At 73.4% G+C, this 20,559-nt stretch carries 19 protein-coding genes; 9 read left to right on the plus strand and 10 right to left on the minus strand.

Going from position 1 to position 20,559, the window contains the following annotated elements:
* Both RM445_RS05075 and RM445_RS05080 read left to right on the plus strand, forming a co-directional pair.
* Positions 1–1,827 (plus strand): diol dehydratase reactivase subunit alpha, encoded by a 1,827-nt coding sequence (locus RM445_RS05075; protein WP_311554825.1) that lies wholly within the window; start codon positions 1–3, stop codon positions 1,825–1,827.
* 80 nt (positions 1,828–1,907) lie between these two features.
* Entirely contained in the window at positions 1,908–2,252 is a 345-nt protein-coding gene (locus RM445_RS05080) for a glycerol dehydratase reactivase beta/small subunit family protein (RefSeq protein ID WP_311554826.1), read from the plus strand.
* Positions 2,253–2,372: 120 nt separating this feature from the next.
* Here RM445_RS05080 and RM445_RS05085 read toward each other — a convergent pair whose 3' ends face one another.
* From RM445_RS05085 to RM445_RS05105, 5 genes are all read right to left on the minus strand, one after another.
* Positions 2,373–3,398 carry a 6-phosphofructokinase gene (locus tag RM445_RS05085; protein WP_311554827.1) on the minus strand — a complete coding sequence of 342 codons (1,026 nt, stop codon included), beginning with the start codon at positions 3,396–3,398 and terminating at the stop codon, positions 2,373–2,375.
* Positions 3,399–3,469: 71 nt separating this feature from the next.
* Positions 3,470–4,855 (minus strand): sodium:proton exchanger, encoded by a 1,386-nt coding sequence (locus RM445_RS05090; protein ID WP_311554828.1) that lies wholly within the window; start codon positions 4,853–4,855, stop codon positions 3,470–3,472.
* Positions 4,852–5,475: a ClpP family protease gene (locus tag RM445_RS05095; RefSeq protein ID WP_311554831.1), complete on the minus strand. Its 624-nt coding sequence runs from the start codon at positions 5,473–5,475 to the stop codon at positions 4,852–4,854. The genes RM445_RS05090 and RM445_RS05095 overlap by 4 nt, the downstream gene beginning before the upstream one ends.
* 94 nt (positions 5,476–5,569) lie before the next feature.
* Positions 5,570–6,979, minus strand: a complete 1,410-nt coding sequence (locus tag RM445_RS05100) for a DUF3616 domain-containing protein (RefSeq protein WP_311554833.1) — start codon at positions 6,977–6,979, stop codon at positions 5,570–5,572.
* A gap of 83 nt (positions 6,980–7,062) precedes the next feature.
* Positions 7,063–7,878 (minus strand): hypothetical protein, encoded by an 816-nt coding sequence (locus RM445_RS05105; RefSeq protein WP_311554834.1) that lies wholly within the window; start codon positions 7,876–7,878, stop codon positions 7,063–7,065.
* Positions 7,879–8,277: 399 nt separating this feature from the next.
* Here RM445_RS05105 and RM445_RS05110 point away from each other — a divergent pair, with 399 nt between their 5' ends.
* From RM445_RS05110 to RM445_RS05120, 3 genes are all read left to right on the plus strand, one after another.
* Positions 8,278–9,063, plus strand: a complete 786-nt coding sequence (locus RM445_RS05110) for a GntR family transcriptional regulator (RefSeq protein ID WP_311554836.1) — start codon at positions 8,278–8,280, stop codon at positions 9,061–9,063.
* The gene (locus RM445_RS05115; protein WP_311554837.1) at positions 9,048–9,803 is read left to right on the plus strand and encodes an aspartate/glutamate racemase family protein; all 756 of its coding nucleotides are present in this window, start codon (positions 9,048–9,050) and stop codon (positions 9,801–9,803) included. Before RM445_RS05110 ends, RM445_RS05115 begins: the two co-directional genes overlap by 16 nt.
* 132 nt (positions 9,804–9,935) lie before the next feature.
* Complete coding sequence (locus tag RM445_RS05120) at positions 9,936–11,456, plus strand: NCS1 family nucleobase:cation symporter-1 (RefSeq protein ID WP_311554838.1); 1,521 nt, start codon at positions 9,936–9,938, stop codon at positions 11,454–11,456.
* A gap of 79 nt (positions 11,457–11,535) precedes the next feature.
* Here RM445_RS05120 and RM445_RS05125 read toward each other — a convergent pair whose 3' ends face one another.
* Together RM445_RS05125 and RM445_RS05130 are read right to left on the minus strand one after the other, a co-directional pair.
* A complete protein-coding gene (locus RM445_RS05125; RefSeq protein ID WP_311554925.1) occupies positions 11,536–12,273 on the minus strand; it encodes an ice-binding family protein in 738 nt (245 codons plus the stop codon).
* Positions 12,274–12,420: 147 nt separating this feature from the next.
* Positions 12,421–13,851 carry an MFS transporter gene (locus RM445_RS05130; RefSeq protein WP_311554839.1) on the minus strand — a complete coding sequence of 477 codons (1,431 nt, stop codon included), beginning with the start codon at positions 13,849–13,851 and terminating at the stop codon, positions 12,421–12,423.
* A gap of 138 nt (positions 13,852–13,989) precedes the next feature.
* On the opposite strand from RM445_RS05130, the gene RM445_RS05135 reads away from it, so the two are divergent.
* The 4 genes from RM445_RS05135 (at position 13,990) to RM445_RS05150 (ending at position 17,153) form a co-directional block, all read left to right on the plus strand.
* Positions 13,990–14,394, plus strand: a complete 405-nt coding sequence (locus RM445_RS05135; protein ID WP_311554840.1) for a DUF4180 domain-containing protein — start codon at positions 13,990–13,992, stop codon at positions 14,392–14,394.
* Between the two features lie 70 nt (positions 14,395–14,464).
* Positions 14,465–15,679 (plus strand): precorrin-6y C5,15-methyltransferase (decarboxylating) subunit CbiE, encoded by a 1,215-nt coding sequence (gene cbiE, locus RM445_RS05140; protein ID WP_311554841.1) that lies wholly within the window; start codon positions 14,465–14,467, stop codon positions 15,677–15,679.
* Positions 15,676–16,419, plus strand: coding sequence for a precorrin-4 C(11)-methyltransferase (cobM, locus tag RM445_RS05145; RefSeq protein ID WP_311554843.1), 744 nt, complete (start codon positions 15,676–15,678; stop codon positions 16,417–16,419). The genes cbiE and cobM overlap by 4 nt, the downstream gene beginning before the upstream one ends.
* Positions 16,407–17,153 carry a cobalt-precorrin-6A reductase gene (locus RM445_RS05150; protein ID WP_311554844.1) on the plus strand — a complete coding sequence of 249 codons (747 nt, stop codon included), beginning with the start codon at positions 16,407–16,409 and terminating at the stop codon, positions 17,151–17,153. The genes cobM and RM445_RS05150 overlap by 13 nt, the downstream gene beginning before the upstream one ends.
* Before the next feature lie 87 nt (positions 17,154–17,240).
* Here RM445_RS05150 and RM445_RS05155 read toward each other — a convergent pair whose 3' ends face one another.
* The 3 genes from RM445_RS05155 to RM445_RS05165 are packed head-to-tail and all read right to left on the minus strand — an operon-like array spanning position 17,241 to position 20,547.
* Positions 17,241–18,734 (minus strand): precorrin-2 C(20)-methyltransferase, encoded by a 1,494-nt coding sequence (locus RM445_RS05155; RefSeq protein ID WP_311554845.1) that lies wholly within the window; start codon positions 18,732–18,734, stop codon positions 17,241–17,243.
* Entirely contained in the window at positions 18,731–19,360 is a 630-nt protein-coding gene (locus RM445_RS05160) for a precorrin-8X methylmutase (protein WP_397469228.1), read from the minus strand. The genes RM445_RS05155 and RM445_RS05160 overlap by 4 nt, the downstream gene beginning before the upstream one ends.
* The gene (locus RM445_RS05165; RefSeq protein WP_311554846.1) at positions 19,357–20,547 is read right to left on the minus strand and encodes a precorrin-3B synthase; all 1,191 of its coding nucleotides are present in this window, start codon (positions 20,545–20,547) and stop codon (positions 19,357–19,359) included. Before RM445_RS05165 ends, RM445_RS05160 begins: the two co-directional genes overlap by 4 nt.
* Positions 20,548–20,559: the final 12 nt, after the last annotated feature.

Here is a 20,559-nt window from a genome sequence, read left to right on the forward strand (position 1 = left end):
ATGGAGCTGGTCGTCGGCGTCGACGTCGGCAACTCCACCACGGAGGCGTGCCTCGCCCGGGTCGGGGACGGCGCGGTGACCCTGCTCGCCACCGCGCTCACCCGCACCACCGGGGTGAAGGGCACGCCCAAGAACGCCGACGGGGCGGTGACCGCGGTCCGTGCCGCGCTCGAGCGGGCCGGGGTCACGCCGGACGCGCTGCACCGCGTGCTGCTCAACGAGGCCACGCCCGTGATCAGCGGGCTGGCCATGGAGACGATCACCGAGACGATCATCACCGAGTCGACGATGATCGGACATAACCCGGCGACGCCGGGCGGGACCGGGATCGGCGTCGGGGTCACGGTGGCGATCGGCGACGTCGGCGACATCGCTGACGGCCCGGAGGGGCCCGTCGTCGTGGTCGTACCCCCGGGGTGGGACTTCGACGACGTCGCCGCCACGCTCAACGCGGCCGTCGACACGGGCGTCGACCTGACGGCGGCGATCCTCGCGGGCGACGACGCGGTGCTGGTCACCAACCGGCTCACCCGCAAGGTCCCGGTGGTGGACGAGGTCGCGGCGGTGGAGAAGGTGCCGCTGGGCATGCTGTCGGCCGTCGAGGTCGCCCCGCCAGGGCGCACGATCCGCACCCTGTCCAACTCCTACGGCCTGGCCACCGTCTTCGGCCTGGACCCGCAGCAGACCCGGCAGGTCGCGCCGGTCGCCCGCGCCCTCACCGGAAACCGGTCGGCGGTGGTCGTGCGCACCCCGACCGGCGACGTGACCGACCGCCGCATCCCCGTCGGCGAGCTCACGCTGCGGGGGGAGGCGCGGACCGTGCGGGTCGACGTCGACGCCGGCGCCGAGGCGATCATGGACGCGCTGGCCCGCGCCCAGCCGCTCGTCGACGCCACCGGCGAGCCGGGCACCCACGTCGGCGGGATGCTCGCGCAGGTCCGCGACACGATGACCGACATCACCGGGCAGCCGGCGAGCGAGATCGCGATCCGCGACGTCCTCGCCGTCGACACGATGGTGCCGGCGGAAGTGCGCGGCGGGCTGGCCGGCGAGGTCGCGCTGGAGAACGCCGTGGCGCTGGCCGCGATGGTGCGCACCGACCGCAGCCGCATGCAGGCCGTGGCCGACCGGGTCGCGGACGAGCTGGGTACGTCGGCCGCGGTCGGCGGGATAGAGGGCGCGATGGCCGCCCTGGGCGCGCTCACCACCCCCGGCGTCGAGCGGCCGGTCGCCGTCCTCGACCTCGGCGGCGGCTCGACGGACGCGGCCCTGCTCGACCGCGACGGCGCGTGCGTCGCCATGCACGTCGCGGGGGCGGGCGAGCTGGTCACCAAGCTGATCGACGCCGAGCTGGCGCTGGACAACCGCGAGACCGCCGAGCACGTCAAGCGCCATCCGCTGGCCAAGGTGGAGAGCTTCTACCACCTGCGCCACGAGGACGGCACGGTCCAGTTCGTGCAGGAGCCGCTGCCGCCCCAGGTCTTCGCCCGGGTCGTGACGCTCGGCGCGGACGGCCCCGCGCCGGTGCCCACCCGGCTGAACCTGGACGCGATCCGGAGGGTGCGGCGCAAGGCCAAGCGGCGGGTGTTCGTCGTGAACGCGCTACGGGCCCTGCGCCAGGTCGCCCCCCGCGGCGACCTGCGGGCGCTGGACTTCGTGGTGCTGCTCGGCGGATCGGCGCTGGACTTCGAGGTCCCGGACATGCTCGCCGACGCGCTCGCCCCCTTCGGCGTGGTCTGCGGAACCGGCAACGTGCACGGCACCGAGGGCCCGCGCAACGCCGTCGCGTCCGGGCTGGTCATGGCGTACTCGGAGGCGGCCCCGTGAAGGCGGCACAGTGAAGGCGGCACAGTGAAGGCGGCCCCGTGAAGGCGGCCCCGTGAAGGCGGCACAGTGAAGGCGGCACAGTGAAGGAGCGGCCCGAGCCGCCCACGATCGTCGTCCGGCACGGCGGCGCCCCCGGCCCGGTGCTGCGGGAGGTCTGCGCCGGAGCCGAGGAGGAGGGCGTGCCGACGCGCGTCGAGCCGTCGGGAACGCCCGCTGACGCCGCGGTGCTCGCGCACGCCGCCGCCCTGGCGTCGCCGCTGGAGGTCGGCGTCGGGATCGACGCCGACGGTACGGTCGCCGTGCACCACGCCTCGCTGCCGCCGGGCGCCCCCGCGCTCGCCCTTGCCTCTGGGGGCGACCCGCCCGGATGGCGGAGGGCGGGCGCGGTGGCGGCCCGGATCGTGACAGGCCTGCCGATCGCCTGACACCCGTTGCCGCCAGATCGCGGGATCCAGGCGGATGGATCGCAAGGCGGAGGAGCCGCCGATACCGGGGTTGTATCGGCGGCGACGACAACGCCGCGAGGCGCCGCCTGGGCCCGCGAGCTACCCGAAGAAGACCTCGGCCTCGGCATAAAGCGCCGGGTCGACGACCTTGAGCTCCTTCGTCGCCTCCGCCAGCGGCACCATCACGATGTCCGTGCCGCGCAGGGCCGTCATCATGCCCCACTTCTCCTCGGCGACCGCGTCGATCGCGTGCAGCCCGAAGCGGGTGGCCAGCCAGCGGTCGCGGGAGGACGGCGTGCCGCCGCGCTGGACGTGGCCGAGCACCGTCGTCCGGGCCTCCTTGCCGGTCCGCGACTCGATCTCGCGGGCCAGGTACTCGCCGACCCCGCCGAGGCGGACGTGGCCGAACGCGTCCTTCTCGCCGCTGTGCAGCGACTCCTCGCCCTCCTTGGGCTTGGCGCCCTCGGACACGACGATGATCGGCGCGTAGTGCAGCCGGAACCGGGCCTCGACGTAGCGGCAGACCTGGTCGATGTCGAACGGCACCTCGGGGATGAGGATGATGTTCGCTCCGCCTGCCATGCCCGAGTGCAGCGCGATCCAGCCGGCGTGCCGGCCCATGACCTCGACGATCAGCACCCGGTGGTGGCTCTCGGCGGTGGTGTGCAGGCGGTCGATGGCCTCGGTCGCGATGCCGACGGCCGTGTCGAACCCGAACGTGTAGTCCGTACCCGACAGGTCGTTGTCGATCGTCTTGGGCACGCCGACCACGTTCACGCCCGCGTCGTGCAGCTGGGTCGCGACACCCAGTGTGTCTTCCCCGCCGATCGCGATCAGCGCGTCCACCCCGAGGTTCTGCAGGTTGCGCTTGATCCGCTGCACGCCGTCTTCGATCGCGAACGGGTTCGTCCGCGACGAGCCCAGGATTGTGCCGCCCCGGGGCAGCAGACCGCGGACCGCGGGGATGTCCAGCGGCATGGTCGCGGCCTCCAGGGGGCCGCGCCAGCCGTCGCGGAACCCGAGGAAGTTGTAGCCGTACTCGGGTACACCCTTGCGCACGATCGCCCGGATCACCGCGTTCAGCCCGGGGCAGTCGCCGCCCCCCGTGAGCACGCCGACGCGCATGTCATCACTCCTCGTCTCCGTCAACACCGGCTCCCACGCTAGCCCCGGGGCACACGTTTGCGTGGCAGGGGTCACGCGGAGTCCCGACCTCCGGCAGTGCTCTCGCCGGTGAGCTCCTCGTCCGCCTCCGCGAGCGTGTCGAAGGGCGTGACGAGGCCGTCGCGGACAGTGCGGGCGAGCAGGTGACGGTGCCGGACGAACTGGACGACGGCCAGCGCGACGTAGACGCCCGAGAGCGTGATGTTGAGGATCTGGTCGGCCTCGGTCTCCAGCAGCAGGCTGCCGAAGAACTGCACCGCGAACAGCACGAACAGGGCGAGGGCGCCGCGGGTGGTCAGCGCGAGGGTGATCAGGATGCTGACCGCGAACAGCGACTGGGCCGCAGTGAGCAGCAGTTCGATGCGCTGCTGGGCGTCGATCGGCAGGCCGTCCAAGGTGCCCGCGGAGATCGCGAAGACGATCGGGATCGTGCCGACCAGCAGCGTCCACTGGTTGACCTTGCTCGACAGCAGCGTGCCGAGCGAATCCGAGGCCTTGAGCCGCCACGCGAACAGGCACGCGACGATCAGCTCGGGCGCCTCACTGGCGAGCGGAGCCACCCACTGCACGAGGATGAACGGGTCGACGCCGAGGCTCTCCCCGGTCTGCACCAGGCCCTCGGCGAAATGCTCCGCACAGGCCAGGATGACCGCGGCGGCGAAGACGAACAGCGCACTGTAGGTCCACTTCCGCTTCGCGGACGGCAGCTCGCCGACCCACGCCGACGTGCCCTGCAGGTCCGGCTCCTCCGGGGGAGCCTTCGACAGCCGCCACGCATAGGCACAGAAGATCGCCACGAGGACGGCGGCGTCGACGAGGGTGAGGGTGTGGCGCAGCGGGAGGGTCAGCGAGTACAGGGTGGCGATGCCGAGGAAGACGACATCCGCCGAGAGCGTGCGGGGCATCTGGACGCAGCCCGTGTGCGTGGTGGCGCTGTCGCCCCCGCCCTTGCGCCGCGAGTGCCAGACCGCGAACGTCGCGACGGCCACCACCAGCGGCCACCCGACGCCGACCAGCACCCGGTTCGCCCCGGTCATGTTCGCCAGCGCCAGCGCGCAGGCGGTGGTGCCGCCCTCGTCCGGGGGGCACGAACCCTCGGCCGCGTAGATCTGTCCGGCCTGCCAGCTGAACACGAAGTCGACGGCGTACTCGGGCAGCACGGCGAGCAGCGCCAGTACCGCGAGCGCCAGCCCGGCGCTGATGTCGATCTGGGCGGCCTCGGCGGCCCACGACAGGAGGAACGCCGCCCCGACGATCGCGATGCCGTAGACGAGCGCGGCGAGTGGCGGTGCGAGTTCGGGGTGGGGGAGTCCGAGGTAGGTGGCGGCACCGAGATACGTGCCCGGCAGGCTCGCCAGCAGCGCGATCAGGAGCTGCGGCGGGAAGCGCCGGGACGTGCCCCGGTCCTGGCTGGTCACCCGGCCGGATTCCCCCGGCCCTCGCCCAGGAAACCGATACGCCGGTTCGATCCCGTCGGTCCGTTTCGTCCCGCCACGTGGTCGACCAGCCCGTACTCCCGCGCCTGCTCCGCGGTGAACCAGCGGTCGCGGTCGGCGTCGGCGGTCACGGTCTCCACCGTCTGCCCGGTGTGCCGGGCGGTCAGCTCCGCGATCTCGCGCTTCATCTCCCCGAACACGCCTGCCCGGATCGAGATGTCGGACGCGGTGCCGCCGAGCGACGCCGAAGGTTGGTGCATGAGGATCCGGGCGTGCGGGAGCGCGTACCGCTTGCCGGGGGCGCCTGCCGACAGCAGAAACTGCCCCATGGACCCCGCCAACCCGACGGCCCAGGTCGCGACGTCCGGGCTGACGAGCTGCATGGTGTCGTAGATCGCCATGCCCGCGGTGACCGATCCGCCGGGGGAGTTGACGTAGAACGTGATGTCGCGCGCGGGGTCGTCGGCGGTGAGCAGCAGCAGCTGTGCGGTGATCCGGTGGGCGGCCTCGTCGTCGACGACGCCGGCGAGGTAGACGATCCGCTCCTCGAACAGCCGGTCGAGAACGGCGTCGGTGGGAGACGGGCTCAGCGTGCGGGACATGGCTCCTCCTCGGGTCGTCCGCGACGCTAGGAGCGCGGGAGTGCCCGGGAGGGCCGTGTTCGCCCAGGGCGGCGATGTTCGCCGGAGGCGGACGTCAGGAGTCGATCGACCGCAGGTGGTCGGGAAGCAGGACGGCGGCATGCCGGTGGTCGACGGGGGCCGGTTCGTCGGCCGGTTCGTCGGCCACGACGTCGAGGGGTGGCCGGTCGTCGGGGACCGCGAGGTCGTCGGAGTCGTCGTCGGTCTCGTCGGCCGGCTCGTCGTCGAGTTCGTCGGGGGAGAAGACGTCGACCGGTCCGACGGTGTCGACGAAGGCGAGGTCGACCGGCGCCAGGCCGTCGCCCGGATCTATCTTGCCCGGATCCACGTCGGCCGGATCCGCGTCGGTGTCGTCCGCGTCGACCGCCTCCGGGCTGCCGTCGTCGACCACCCCGATCCGCACGCGGTCGGCCAGCACCGTGTCCGCCCACGGCCGCCGGTCCGCCGACGGGTTGTCGTAGACCACGAGCAGCCGGGCGCGGGCGTCGAGCGGATCGGGGCCGAGCAGGGAGATCGCCGAGGGATGGTCCACGCCATCCCCGTTGGTCAGCACCGTCTCGACGGCCAGCTCGGCGTCGCGCACCACGGGGCCGCCCCCGTCCGCGACCGCGTCCCGCCAGCGGTGCACCCGCACCGGGCCCGACAGGGCCATCGTCGGCCCGGCCAGCACGAGGAGGTCGTCGCCGTCCGGGCACAGGTCGCGGACGCCCAGTCCGCCGAGGTCGAGGACGTGCTTCCGGTACCGCGCACCCTCCGGGAAGATCCCGAGGGCGAGCCGGCCGGGGTCGGTGGGGTCCTGTGCGGGGCGCAGCTCGAGCACCACGGCCCACCCGCGCAGGACGGGGCCGCGCAGGCCGACGTAGAGCCGGTCGCCGACCACCGCGAGGCCGCCGACGTCGAAGCCGTTGTCCTGCCCCGGGATCGTGAGGAAGGGTGCGAGGTGCGCGTCGGCGCGCAGCAGGTCCACCAGGCTCTCCGCCCGCGGCGCTCCGATCAGCGCCGAGCGACGCCCGTCGCGGGCGACCCGCACCGGCTCGGGGCGGCGGTCGACGCCCAGCTGCACCGCGAGCCGCACGATGACGAACCGGTTCGGGTCGCGCCGCAGCTTGCCGAGCCGGCGAACGACCTTCCCGTCGTCGTGGATCGGCTTCGGGCGGCGGCGCACGAGTGCGTGCGACCCCACCGCCCACAGCCAGCCTCCGCTGCGGGCGATCCCCTGCAGGTCGGTCTCCCCGCCGGGCGGTCCCGGCAGCTGCACGAGATCGGCCAGCCGGAAGCTGCGCTGCCGACCGGCGCGGCTGGGTGTCGGCACCGGGTCGAGGACGAGGCGGTCGATCGTCGCGGTCTCGTCGCCTGCGACCCACAGGTGCTCGCCGTCGACGCGCACGGCGGTCAGGTTGTCGTGGCTGCCGCCGCGGACGACATCGCCGGTGAACCGCATGGCAACGCGTCCGGCGACATCCATGCGGTGTTTCTACCCGTGCCGGGGCCGCGGGGGCAGCCCCTCGAGGCTCGCGTCTCCCGGGCGGAACCGATCCGGGTGCGGTTTCAGCAGGAGATCGGCGAGCCCGTGCCGGCGCCCGGCTTGAAGGAGACGTGGACGTGGTCGAGGTGGTTCGCCGTCGGGCTGCCCCGGTCCTCCATGGCCCGGAAGCCGCTGCCGGTGTCGATGCGCTGACGCCAGATGACGTAGCTGACGCCCAGCGCCTCGCGGTTGCGGATCGTGCAGGCCGCCAGCTGGTCGCCCGTGGCCCGGTCGACCATGAAGTCGAGCGCCCGGCCGCCCGGGTGGTCCGACGCGTTGCCGCGGCCGGCGACGCCCAGCACCGTCGGCTTGTCGAAGGCGCAACCCAGGAACTCGGCCGCGGTGCGCACGAACGGCTTGACGGCGCCGAGCTGGCCCGTGTTCAGACCGCAGTCGGCGGTCGCCGCCGGCTGCGGATCGGGCTGGGTGATCCGGCCGACGCGCCGGCCCTGCTCGGCCGTCCGCCGGTCCTCCTCCGCCGCGGCGGCGTCCTTCGCGGCCTGCTGCGCGCGGTCGGCCGCGGTACGTGCCTCGCCCTCCCGCGTGCGGGCGTCGTCCGCGAGCCGGCGAGCCTCGTCCTGCGCACGCGACACGGCGTCGGACAGCAAGGTGGTGTCGAGCATGCCGGTGTCGACCGCGCGTTGCATCGGCACGACCGGCGCGGGGACGAACGCGGCGACCCGCGACGGCACCGGAACGACGGGGGCGCGCTGCGCGGCCAGGTTCAGCTCCGCGGTGCCGTCGGCGGCGGCGTCGGGCACACCGGGGCCGGCCAGTGCCGCGGCGCCACCGGTGACGGCGATGGCCGCCACGGTGGCGATGCCGACGCCGCGCAGCACGGGCGCGGGCGTACGGACGGGAGATGCGTGCGACGCGCGGCGGGCACCGTCGCCTCCTGTGGTCCCGGCCAGCGGGAACGGGAGGGTCTGGAGCGCGCGGCGGCCTCGGGGGGAGCGATGCCGAGCCACGACCAACCTTCCGGATCGACGACGCGGCTGGACGCCCGGTTCGGGGGGACCGGCGGGTGGGGAGTCCCGTGTCCATCACGTGACCATGTCGTCATGATCCGTTGATGAACCTAGGGCCAGTCCGGTGCGGCACCACCCCGCGTGCGACGACCGTGCGTCACGGCGCGCCGAACGTGCTCTTGACGCGGCCGACCGGGAGCGGGTTCATGTAGTGCAACACGGGGGGCCCATCGTCCGGCCCGAGGCGACGGCAGGAGGTGGCTCACGACGGTGTCCACCAGGTCCGATCCCGATTCCGCCCATCTTGCCGAGCCCTATCGGCCGCGGCGGTCGACGCCGCTCGCCGCGTGCCTCGTACCGTTGCGCGGTGCGCCGACGCAGGCGGCGGTGCTCGCCGAGCTACGGCGGGTGATCCTGGCAGGCGACGTCCCACCCGGCACCGGCATCCCACTCGACGAGGTGGCCGCGGTCCTCGGGATGAGCGTCATCCCGGTGCGTGAGTCCCTGAAGATCCTCGTCGGCGAGGGGCTCGTCGAGCAGCGCAGCCGCAGCGCCTACACCGTCGCCCGGCTCGCCCGTTCCGAGTTGCTGGAGCTGTACGCGGCGCGCGGTGTGCTGGAGAACGCGGTGCTCGCCGCGGCGGTGAGCGCCGCCGCGCCCGCCGACCACGTGCGGGCCCGGAGCGCACTCGACGACCTGGACCGGGCGGTCCGCGACGGTGACCTGCCCGCCTACCACCGGGAGAGCCGCCGGTTCCACTTCGCGCTGCTCGAACCGGCCCGGATGCGGCGGTTCACGGCGATGGTCGGGGCGGCGTGGAACCTCACCGAGTCGTACCGGCCCATGGCCCGCGTCTCCGACATCGACCGCCGCCGCCTCCACGCCGACCACGCCGCGATGCTGAGCGCGTTCGTCGCGGGCGACGCGGCGTCGCTCCTGCAGTGCGCCACGGCGCATCACGGCCGTTTGCTCGCGGCGCTGGCGACGGTGCCACCGGGCGAGGAACTGTTCGTCACCGAGCCCGACGATCCGGAGAACCCGTGCACCTCATCGTGATCAACCCGAACACCACCGCCTCGATGACCCGGCTGATCGGCGAGTCGGCTCGCGCCGTCGCCGCCCCGGGGACGACCGTCACCGCCGTCAACCCGGACATGGGCCCCGCCTCGATCGAGAGCCACTACGACGAGGCGCTGAGCGTTCCCGGGCTGCTCGCCGAGATCGCCCGGGCCCAGGCGGGCGAGCAGGCGGCCGACGGGTTCGTGATCGCGTGCTTCGGCGACCCCGGCCTCGACGCGGCGCGGGAGCTCGCCCACGGGCCGGTGGTGGGGGTCGCGGAGGCGGCCATGCACGCCGCGAGCTTCCTCGGCCGCGGGTTCTCCGTGGTCACGACGCTGGGGCGCACGGCGGGCCGGGCCTGGGACCTCGCCGAGCGCTACGGGATGACCCGGTTCTGCCGCAACGTCCGCGCCTGCGAGATCCCCGTCCTCGCGCTCGAGGATCCGGAGTCGGACGCGTTCGCGGCGATCGTCGCGGAGTCGCGGCGCGCGGTCGCCGACGACGGTGCGGAGGCGATCGTGCTCGGGTGCGCGGGCATGGCCGACCTCGCCGCGCGCATGACCGAGGCCGTCGGCGTCCCCGTGATCGACGGTGTCGCGGCGGCGACGAAGACGGTCGAGGGGCTCGTCGCGATGGGCCTGCGGACCAGCGACCGCGCCGAGTTCGCACCGCCTCTTCCGAAGACATATATCGGCCTTTTGTCCGATTTCGAGGTCGTCAAGCCAGATATATGTTGAGAGTTGTTTACCGCGCGCAATGACCGCGTGAACACTGCTGAACGAACGGTGTGCGACAGAAGTTCCGGATCTACCGTCGTCGTATCGCCGGCCGCTGGTCTCCGCGGCCCGCCGTCCCAGCAGAGGAGCCCCATGTCCGCCGACGCCGCCTCCAACGAGGTCGAGCAGGTTCCCGACGTCCACCACCCGGCGGGTGTTGGGCTCATCAAGCCCGGTTACGACCCGGCCCTCACCAACGAGGACCTGGCCCCGCTGAAGAAGCAGACCTGGTCGTCGTACAACATCTTCGCGTTCTGGATGTCCGACGTGCACTCGGTCGGCGGGTACCTGACCGCGGGCAGCCTGTTCGCACTCGGCATCGCCGCCTGGCAGGTGCTGGTCGCGCTGCTCGTCGGCATCGTCATCGTGCAGATCTTCGTCAACCTCGTCGCCAAGCCGAGCCAGAAGACGGGCGTCCCGTACCCGGTGATCAACCGGGCGATCTTCGGGGTCAAGGGCGCGAACATCCCCGCCATCATCCGCGGCCTGATCGCCGTGGCCTGGTACGGCGTGCAGACCTACCTCGCGGCCGAGTCGCTGAACATCATCTTCCTGAAGTTCATCCCGTCCAGCGCGGCACTCCTGGAGCCGAGCTTCCTCGGGCTCCCGGCGCTGGGCTGGATCTCCTTCGCCATCCTCTGGTTCGCCCAGGCGGCGCTGTTCTGGACCGGCATGGAGACCATCCGCAAGTTCATCGACTGGGCAGGCCCCGCCGTCTACGTCGTCATGGTCGTCCTGGCGATCTACCTGGTGTCCCAGGCCGGCTGGTCCAACATCAGCTTCAGCCTGCACTCCGGTGAGGAACTGGGCTTCTGGGCGTCGATCCCGGTCATGCTCACCGCGATCGCGATTGTGGTGTCGTACTTCTCGGGCCCGATGCTCAACTTCGGTGACTTCTCCCGCTACGGGCGCAGCTTCGAGGCGGTCAAGAAGGGCAACCTGTGGGGGTTGCCGTTCAACTTCCTGTTCTTCTCGCTGCTGACGGTCATCACCGCGTCGGCGACCGTGCCGGTGTTCGGCGAGCTGCTCACCGACCCGATCGAGACGGTGCAGCGGATCGACACGCCGTTCGCGATCCTGCTCGGCGGCCTGACGTTCGTCACCGCGACGGTCGGCATCAACATCGTCGCGAACTTCATCTCGCCCGCGTTCGACTTCTCGAACGTGAACCCGCAGAAGATCTCGTGGCGCACCGGCGGCATGATCGCCGCCGTCGGCTCGGTGATCCTCACGCCGTGGAACTGGTACAACAACAGCGAGGCGATCCAGTACTCGCTGGGCATTCTCGGCAGCCTCATCGGCCCGCTGTTCGGCATCCTGATCGCGGGCTACTACCTGGCCGCCAAGCAGCGGATCTCGGTCGACGACATGTACACGCTCTCGCCGACGGGCCGGTACTGGTACCGCAACGGGTGGAACCCGAACGCCGTCATCACGGTGGTGGCGACCGGTGTCGTCGCGATCCTGCTCAGCCTGTTCACCGGCATCGGCGACTTCGGCTGGTTCATCGGCTGCGGCCTCGGGTTCGCGCTGCTCGAGCGGGTGCGTCCGATGATCACGGTTCCGCCCACCGAGGAGGAGAACGTCTCCGACGGCACGGTGAGCACCGCCTGACCTGACGACCACGGACGACAGCGGCTCTCGCAGGGACGATCCCTGCGAGAGCCGCTGTCGTGTGTACGGGCTCGTTCGATCAGCCGTTGCCGGCGCCACCCGCCCCTTCGGAGCGGCGGACCGTCGCGGCGTCGAGCGTCACCGTCCCGCCACGGGAGTACAGGTGGCCGGTGACGTTCGCGCCGTTGCGCACCGTGATGCCGCTGCGGCCGAAGACCGTCCCGGCGACCGTGCCGTCCACCGTGGCGCTGTTGCCCGCCAGCCAGAAGACGTTGGACGCCTTCGCGCCGCCGGCCAGTGTCACGTTCGCCCCGTCGGCCGTGGTCAGCGTGGAGTCGGTCTTGAAGATGAAGGTGGCGTCGGCGTTGCCGCCCGCGTCGAGCGTCACCGGGCCGCTGACGGTGATCGCGCCGGACAGCCCGTAGACGCCCGGGCCGAGGGTCCCGCTGACGGTCGTCGTCTCGTTCGTCACCGCTGCGGAGGCGACGGCGTCGTCGGCCTCGACGAGGTCGGCGCGAGCCTGCGTGAGGGTGTCGCCCGACGTCGTGATCGTGCCGGTGATCTGGTCGTCGAGTCCGGTGACCGCGCTGCCGCCGACGTCGCCGGTGACCGAGGAGGTCCCGGAGCCGGTGACGGCGCCGCTCGCAAGCACGGCGAAGGGCGCGGCTGCGCCCAGGCTGACGGTGGTGGTCTGCGCCGCCGCCCGCGAAATCTCGCCGATCCCGACGAGGAAGGCGCTGGCGCACCCGGCGACGAGGACGGCGGCCGCCCCGCGGCGGGCGGCCGTCCGGGAGATCTCCAGTGACCCGGCAGACATCGACACCGCTCGCTCCCCCCGTCGCGGCTGCATCCGGCGGCGCCGCGCGCTACGAGGAACCGAACGAGGTCCGCACGCGCGGGTGACGTCGCCGCGGCTCGGGACCACCCGGCCGCGTGCGTAGACCGCCGGATCGGGGGACAGCGGTCAAGCGGCCACGGGCCGGTCCGTCAGGTAGCGCTGCGAGAGCCGCCGGTAGTAGGGCGTGCGGAACGCGAGGAGGGTGACCACCAGGCCGATGACGCCCGTGACGGTGAAGACCAGCGCGAGGCCCCGCTCGGGACCGGTCCCGAACCAGCCGCCGATGAGGTCGACGCCCGCTCCGGTGGTCATGAACGGGATGGCCACGAACTGCGCGATCGGGCTGATCAGGAACGCGGTGAGCGGCGCCGCCGCCAGTTCGACGCTCTGCGCGAAGCCGAACACCCGCCCCTGGCGCTCGAAGGGCACCACCTTCTGCAGGACGGTCTGCTCCGCGGCCTCGGCGAACGGCACGAGACAGAGCCAGATGAACATGCCGACGCCCAGCAGCACGATCCACGACTGCAGCGTGAACACACTCGAGACGGCCCACATCACGACGTTGACGACCAGCAGCGTGCGGAGCGGGTTCGCGCCGAGCCCGCGCCGCGCGACGATCAGGCCACCGACGATGAACCCCGAGCTCAGCACGCCGAACAGCAGCCCCCAGACCTCGACGGAGACGAGCGAGAGCCCATAGGCGTCGAGCAGGGCCATGAACACCCCGCCGAGGAAGTTGTTGATCGTGGAGAAGGCGATGAGGCCGAACAGGCCGGGGATGGCGGCGACGATCGCGATCGTTCCGCGCAGGTCCAGCCGGTTCGACCCCGAGCCGTCGTCGGGCGCGGCGGGGCGGTCGTCCGGGATGCGGACCACGGCCAGGTGCCCGATCACGAGCGCCGTGGCGACCACCGCGACCAGCAGTGCGTGCAGCATTCCCGACAGCCCGACGAGCAGTCCGCTGATCACCGACGTCACGAGGAACGACGTGCCGTTCGTGGTGCCGACGAGGCCGTTCGCGCGGTCGCGGCCCTCGGGCGGCACGAGCATCGTCACCAGCGTCGACAGCGTGATCGCCCGCAGGTTGCCGATGATCACGCCGCTCATCAGCAGCAGCACCAGCGTCCAGAGCGCCGGGCTCGCCGGGTCGGTGAAGCTCGCCGGCTCCGTCAGCAGGTACACCGCCAGCGCGGCGACGTAGCAGAGCAACGATCCCGTGCTCGAGCCCAGCATCACCGCGCGCTTGGGGTACCGGTCGACCAGCCCGCCGAACCAGACGCCGGACGCGGTGGTGAACACGAGGTAGATCCCCGAGATCACGCCGGTGGCGAACACCGAGCGGGTCTCCAGGAACACCCAGAACGTGGCGGCGAACCAGACCGTGAAGTTGACGACGGACGCCACGAGCGTGTTGACCAGTACGTGGTGGAACACCCGTCGCCGGTCGCCGCCCGGGACCGGCGGCTCCGTCCGGTTCTCCGGCAGGGCCTCGTCGGGCAGGGTCGGACCGGGCACGGCGGGGCCGGTCGGGCTCGCGGGCACCGTCGGCTCCGGCACGGCTCCTCCTCGGGTCGCGGTGGTGGTCACTCCCATCAGACCGGACACCACCGACAAAACCATCGGAATTTCGTTGGCGACCTGTCGCGATCGCCGGAAAGCTCTGCGGACGGACCGGCGTTCGCGAAGGGAGCGGAGATGACGCAGGAGCAGGAGACGGCGAGCACGGGGGCTGCCGGTGACGGCGACGTGGTCGTTCCGGTCGGCGGCGTGCCCGTGCTGTGGTGCACCGACGACGGACCGGTGCTCGACGGCGAGCAGGCCGCTCTCGACCTCATCGGCGCGACCTTCGGTCAGGCCGACCTCGTGGCGGTGCCCGTTGCCAGGATCGCGCCGGAGTTCTTCGCACTGACCAGCGGCGTCGCGGGGGCCGTCGTGCAGAAGTTCGTGAACTACCGGGTCCGGCTCGCCGTCGTCGGCGACGTCAGCGGGTTCGTCGCAGAGAGCACTGCCCTGCGCGACTTCGTGCGGGAGGCGAACCGGGGCGGGCAGACGTGGTTCGTCGCGGACGAGACCGAACTGGCCGGACGACTGCGCAGGTAGACACGGCGGATGCTGCACCGTGGGCTAGGTAACCGTGCGGATCATCGGTGCGGTGGGAAACGATGGGCCCGTGCAGACCGTGACCGTCGTGGGCATCGGGGCCGACGGCTGGGCCGGGCTCGCCGAGCCGGGCCGTGCGGCCGTGCGCGCCGCCGAGGTCGTGCTGGGCGGCCCGCGGCAGCTGGAGCTCGTCGCCGGCCAGACCAAGGCCGACGCCCGCCCCTGGCCGTCGCCGATGCTGCCCGCCCTGCCTGGGCTCTTCGCAGAGCTCGCCGACCGGCGGGTCTGCGTCCTCGCCAGCGGCGACCCGATGTTCCACGGCATCGGTGCGACGCTCGCCCGCATGCTCGGGCCCGACCGGTTGCACGTGGTGCCGCACCCCTCGTCGGTGTCGCTGGCGTGCGCCCGGATGGGATGGGCGGTCGACGGGGTCGAGATCGTCAGCGCGGTCGCCCGGCCGCTCGCCCGAGTGCGGCGCGTCCTCGCGCCCGGCGTGCGGCTGCTCGTGCTCAGTGAAGACGCGACGACGCCCGCCGCCCTCGCCGCGCTGCTCGTCGACGCGGGGTACGGCGGGTCGGAGCTGACCGTGCTCGCCCGGCTCGGCGGGCCGGACGAGGGCGCCGTGCACGGCGCGGCGGGCAGCTGGGCGCACCCGCCGGGCGACCCGCTGAACGTCGTCGCCGTCCCCTGCGTCGCGGACCGTGATGTGCCGGTCCGCGCCGAGGTGCCGGGCCTGCCCGACGACGCCTACGACCACGACGGGCAGCTCACCAAGCGGGAGATCCGCGCCGTCACGCTCGCCCTCCTCGCGCCCCGGGCCGGGGAGCTGCTGTGGGACGTCGGGGCGGGCAACGGGTCGATCGGGATCGAGTGGCTGCGGGCCCATCGCGCGTGCCGGGCGGTCGCCGTCGAGAGCGACGACGCGCGGGCCGGCCGGATCGTGACGAACGCCCATACGCTGGGCGTTCCGTCGCTGCAGGTCGTGCGCGGTCGGGCCCCGGAGGCGCTGGCGGGGCTGCCGACGCCGGACGTCGTCTTCATCGGGGGCGGCGTCACGAACCCCGGCGTGCTCGACGCCTGTTGGACGGCGCTGCGACCGGGCGGACGGCTGGTGGCGAACGCCGTCACGCTGGAGGCCGAGGCCGTGCTCGTCGCAGGTCGCGCCCGCCACGGCGGTGAGCTCACGCGTCTTGAGGTGGCCCGCGCCGCACCGCTGGGCGGGTTCACCGGCTGGCGGCCCGCGATGCCGGTCACGATCTGGAGCACCACGAAGGGCGACACATGACCGTGCACTTCATCGGCGCCGGCCCGGGCGCCGTCGACCTGCTCACGCTGCGGGCGAGGGACCTGATCGCGGCGTCGCCGGTCTGCCTGTACGCGGGCACGTACGTGCGGCCGGAGATGCTGGACCTGTGCCCCGAGGGCGCGCGGACGATCGACACCGCGAACATGACCCTCGCCGAGATCGTCGACGAGATGGCCGCGGCGCATCGCCAGGGGCTCGACGTGGCCCGGCTCGCGTCGGGCGACCTGTCGGTGTTCTCCGCGCTCGCCGAGCAGATGCGGCGGCTGGACGCGCTCGGCGTGCCGTACGACCTGTGCCCCGGCGTGCCGGCCTACGCTGCGGCCGCTGCGGCGCTGGGCCGGGAGCTGACGGTCCCGACTGTGGCCCAGACTGTCACATTGACAAGAATATCCGCCCTGGCCACGCCCATGCCGGAGGGCGAAGGCCTGGCCGAGCTCGGCCGATCCGGCGGCACGTTGGTGCTGCACCTGTCGGTGCACCGGATCGACGAGGTGGTCGCGCAGCTCAAGGGCGTCTACGGGCCCGACTGCCCGGCCGCGGTGGTCGGCCACGTCTCCCACCCGCACGAGGTCGTGCTGCGCGGCCGCCTCGACTCGATCCCCGCGGCGGTCCACGAGGCCGGCATCCGGATGGCCGCGGTCGTCATCGTCGGCCCGGCGCTCGCCGCCGAGCACTTCCCGGACAGCCACCTGTACTCGGACGCGCGATGCCGGAGCTGAGCGGGTTGCCCGGCCCGGTCCTGATCCTCGGGGGCACCGCCGAGGCCCGGGCGCTCGCGGCGGCCCTCGTCGACGCCGGTGTCCACGTGGTGTCGTCGTTGGCCGGGCGGGTGCGCGGCCCCGCACTGCCCGTGGGTGAGGTGCGGATCGGCGGCTTCGGCGGGGTGGAGGGCCTCGCGGCCTGGCTGCGCGAGCACGGCGTCGCCGCGGTCGTCGACGCCACGCACCCCTTCGCGTCGACGATGACCGCACACGCCGTTTCGGCGTCCGCGACGGCCGGCGTCCCGCTCGTCGTGCTCCGCCGTCCGGGCTGGCCGCCCGAGCCCGGGTGGGTGTGGGCCGAGTCGACGGCCGCCGCCGCGACGCTGCTGCCGTCGTGGGGGAAGCGCGTGTTCCTCACCACCGGCCGCACGAGCCTGGCGGCGTTCGTGGACCTGGATCTGGAGTTCCTGGTCCGGTGCGTGGACCCGCCGACCGGGCCGATGCCGCGCCGGGTGCACGTGCTCCTGAGCCGCGGGCCGTTCACGGTCGACGGCGAGCGGTCGCTCATGCGCGAGCACGGCGTCGACGTGCTGGTGACGAAGGACAGCGGTGGCCCGCTGACGTCGGCGAAGCTCGCCGCGGCCCGCGAGGAGGGCGTCACCGTGCTGGTGGTGCGCCGGCCTCCGCTGCCGGCCGGGGTGGAGGCCGTCGACACGGTCGAGGCCGCCGTGGCCCGGCTCAGGGCTGGGTGATCGCCCGCTACGGGCGTGGGTGGCTGGTGATCGTCCGCTACGGGGGACTGTGGTCGCCCGGGGAGCCCTGCACACCCCCTACGGGCGTCAGCGGTGGTAGTGCCGCGGGGTGAACACCACGTCCCGGTCGCCGCGGCGCACGGTGCGCGTCGTCGACGCTCCGACGATCACCAGGGTGCGCATGTCGACCTGCTCCGGGTCGAGCTGCGCCAGCGTCGTCACCGTCACCCGCTCACCCGAGCCGCCGACGTCACGGCCCAGCACGACCGGCGTCTCCGGGCTGCGGTGCTCCAGCAGCAGGTCGCGGGCGGCGGCCATCTGCCACGGACGCGCCTTCGAGCGCGGGTTGTAGATCGCGATCGCCAGGTCGGCGCCAGCTGCGGCCGCGAGCCGCTCGGCGACGACCTCCCACGGCTTGAGCCGATCGGACAGCGAGATCACGGCGTGGTCGTGGCCCAGAGGGGCGCCCACCGCGGCGGCGACCGCGCTCGATGCCGTCACGCCAGGAAGCACGCGCACAGGGATGTCGACGTACTTCTGCTGCGCGGCGACCTCCAGCACCGCTGCCGCCATCGCGAACACGCCTGGGTCGCCGCCCGACACCACCGCCACGCATCGCCCGGCCGCGGCGAGGTCGAGCGCGTGCGCGGCGCGGTCGGCCTCGACGCGGTTGTCGCTGGCGTGCCGGGTCTGGCGCGGGTTCGGCGGCACGCGGTCCAGGTACGGGCCGTAGCCGACGAGGTCGTCGGCAGCACCGAGCACGGCCGCGACCTGCGGGGTGAGCCAGTCGCGTCCGGCGGGCCCGGTGCCCACGACGACGACCTCGCCCGGCCGGTCCACGCGAGGCGGAGGTTCGGGCAGCGACGCGGCGACGGCGCCGGGGAGCAGGGCGATCGCGAAGTAGGGCACGGAGTCGGGGTCGACGTCGGCGAGCGCGGCGGTGCGCTGGCCGTCCATCGTCGCGCGCTCGACGTAGAACCCGGTCCGACCGGCGTCGGCCACCGCCCCGCGGACGTTGTCGAAGGTCCGGCCGAGCTTGAGGACGGCCGCGGAGTCCGTGTCGGCGAGCCGCCGCGCGAGCTCGGTGCGGGGCAGGGTGCCGGGGAGGACGGTGAGCACCTCGTCGCGCTCGACCAGCGGCTGCCCGAGCGCGGCCGACGCGGCGCTGATCGACGTGACGCCGGGGACGACCTCGGTGGGGTAGCGGTGTGCGAGGCGTTTGTGCATGTGCATGTAGGAGCCGTAGAAGAGCGGGTCGCCCTCGGCGAGCACGACGACGTCGCGGCCGGCGTCGAGGTGGGCGGCCAGCCGCTCCGCCGCGGCGGCGTAGAACTCGTCGATCGCGCCCTGGTAGCCGCCGGGGTGGTCGACGGTCTCGGTCGTGACCGGGTAGACCAGCGCCTCTTCGATCTGGTCGCCGCGCAGGTGCGGCTCGGCGATGCGGCGGGCGATGGACCGGCCGTGGCGGGCGGAGTGGTAGGCGATCACGTCGGCGGCGCGGATCAGCCGGGCGGCCTTGATCGTCGTGAGTTCCGGGTCGCCGGGGCCGACGCCGACGCCGTAGAGACGCCCGGTGCTCACAGGATCTCCTTCTGGGTCGCAAGGGCGTTCACGGCCGCCGCCGTGATCGCGGATCCGCCGCGGCGTCCGCGGACGACGAGGTGCTCCAGGTCGGTCGCCGCCAGCGCGTCCTTCGACTCCGCGGCCCCGATGAACCCGACCGGGATCCCGATCACCGCGGCCGGCCGCGGCGCGCCGGCGTCGATCATGCCGAGCAGGTGGAACAGGGCCGTCGGGGCGTTCCCGATCGCGACGACGGCGCCGTCGAGCCGGTCGCGCCACAGCTCCAGGGCGGCGGCGCTGCGGGTCGTGCCCCGCTCCGCCGCGAGGGCGGGGACGCGCGGGTCCCGAAGCGTGCAGACGACGTCGTTGCCGGCGGGCAGGCGGGCGCGGGTGATGCCGGAGGCGACCATCTCGGCGTCGCAGAGGATCGGGGCGCCATCGCGCAACGCCGCGCGGCCCGCCGCGACGACGCCGGGGGAGTAGCCGAGGTCGTCGACCAGGTCGACCTGGCCGCAGGCGTGGATCATGCGGACCGCGACCTGCGCGACGTCCGGCGGCAGTCGGGAGAGGTCGGCCTCGGCGCGGATCGTGGCGAACGAGCGGCGGTAGATCTCGTCGCCGTCGCGGACGTACTGGTGGATCATCCGAGCTCCGCCCGAGCTATCCCATCGATCAGGTACCCGCCGTCGACGAGCGCGACGGCGTCGACATGCCGACCCCGCGGCGCCCCGCACCGGCGCGCGCAGCCGGAGACGTGCACGCGGCCGGCGGGCAGCCGCCCGATCGCAGCCAGGGCGTCGGCGCGGACGTCGGCGAGCGCTTTCGCGCAGCCCGGCCGGCCGGCGCAGGCACTCACGTCGGCGGCCGGCCCCGGTGCGACGACCAGTCCGGCGGCGGCGAGCTCCGTGGCGGCGAGGCGGGAGGCGGGCAGCACGAGGGTGCGCCAGGGCGTGACGACCGCTGTGGGCCCGGTATCGGCGAGGAGGCGGAGCTGGTCCGCGGTCAGCTCCCCGAGCAGCGGCGCGACGACGAGCGCGGTGCCGCCGTCGGCGCGCGGCACCGGCCCGGGCCGCGCCGCCGCCGCCGGGGTGTCTGTGAGTGCAGCATGGTGGCTTTGCTGCACTCCGACCGCAGCAAAGCCACCATGCTGCGACGGGCGGAGCCCGGCGCCGTGCGCGTATACCAGCGCTGCGGCGATCCGCGCCGGCCCCTCCGCCAGCTCCGCGGCCCGCCATGCCGTGCCCCCGTCCGCCGCCCGCAGCGCCAGGAACGCCTCCGCCGCGTCGAGCAGCACCGCCACGGCGTCCGCGGCCGTCACGACCAGCCCCGTATCCATCCCCGCGACCAGCAGCGCACCGGGCGCGCGCCAGCACAGGTCCGGGTCCTCCGCGGCGACGTCGCCCCGGCCGTCGTCGAGTGCGAACAGGAACCGGCCGGGCAGCTCCGCCAGCTCCGGACGGGCGCACAAGCCGCGGTCCAGCGTCGCGGCGAGCCCCCGCACGTCGGCCAGGCCCCCGGCGATCCCCGACAGCGGCGACGCCAGCACGTTGCGCACACGCTCGTGCGTCGCCGACGGCAGCAACCCTGCGTCGGTCAGGCGCGCGGCGAGCGCGGGTGACCGCGACAGCCCCCGCAACTGCAGGTTTCCGCGCGACGTCAGGTGCACCCGCCCGTCGCCCAGCTCCTCGGCGCAGCCCGCGAGCACGCGCAGGGCCTTCGCGTCGATCACACCGCCGGGCAGGCGTATCCGGGCGAGCGCCCCGTCGGCGGCGTCGTGCGGGGCGAAGACCCCCGGACAGGCGTCGGCGCGGGATCGGACGGCGGCGGGCACCGGGTCACTCTA

The sequence above is a fragment of the Pseudonocardia charpentierae genome, from assembly GCF_031845345.1.
Lineage (GTDB): Bacteria > Actinomycetota > Actinomycetes > Mycobacteriales > Pseudonocardiaceae > Pseudonocardia > Pseudonocardia charpentierae.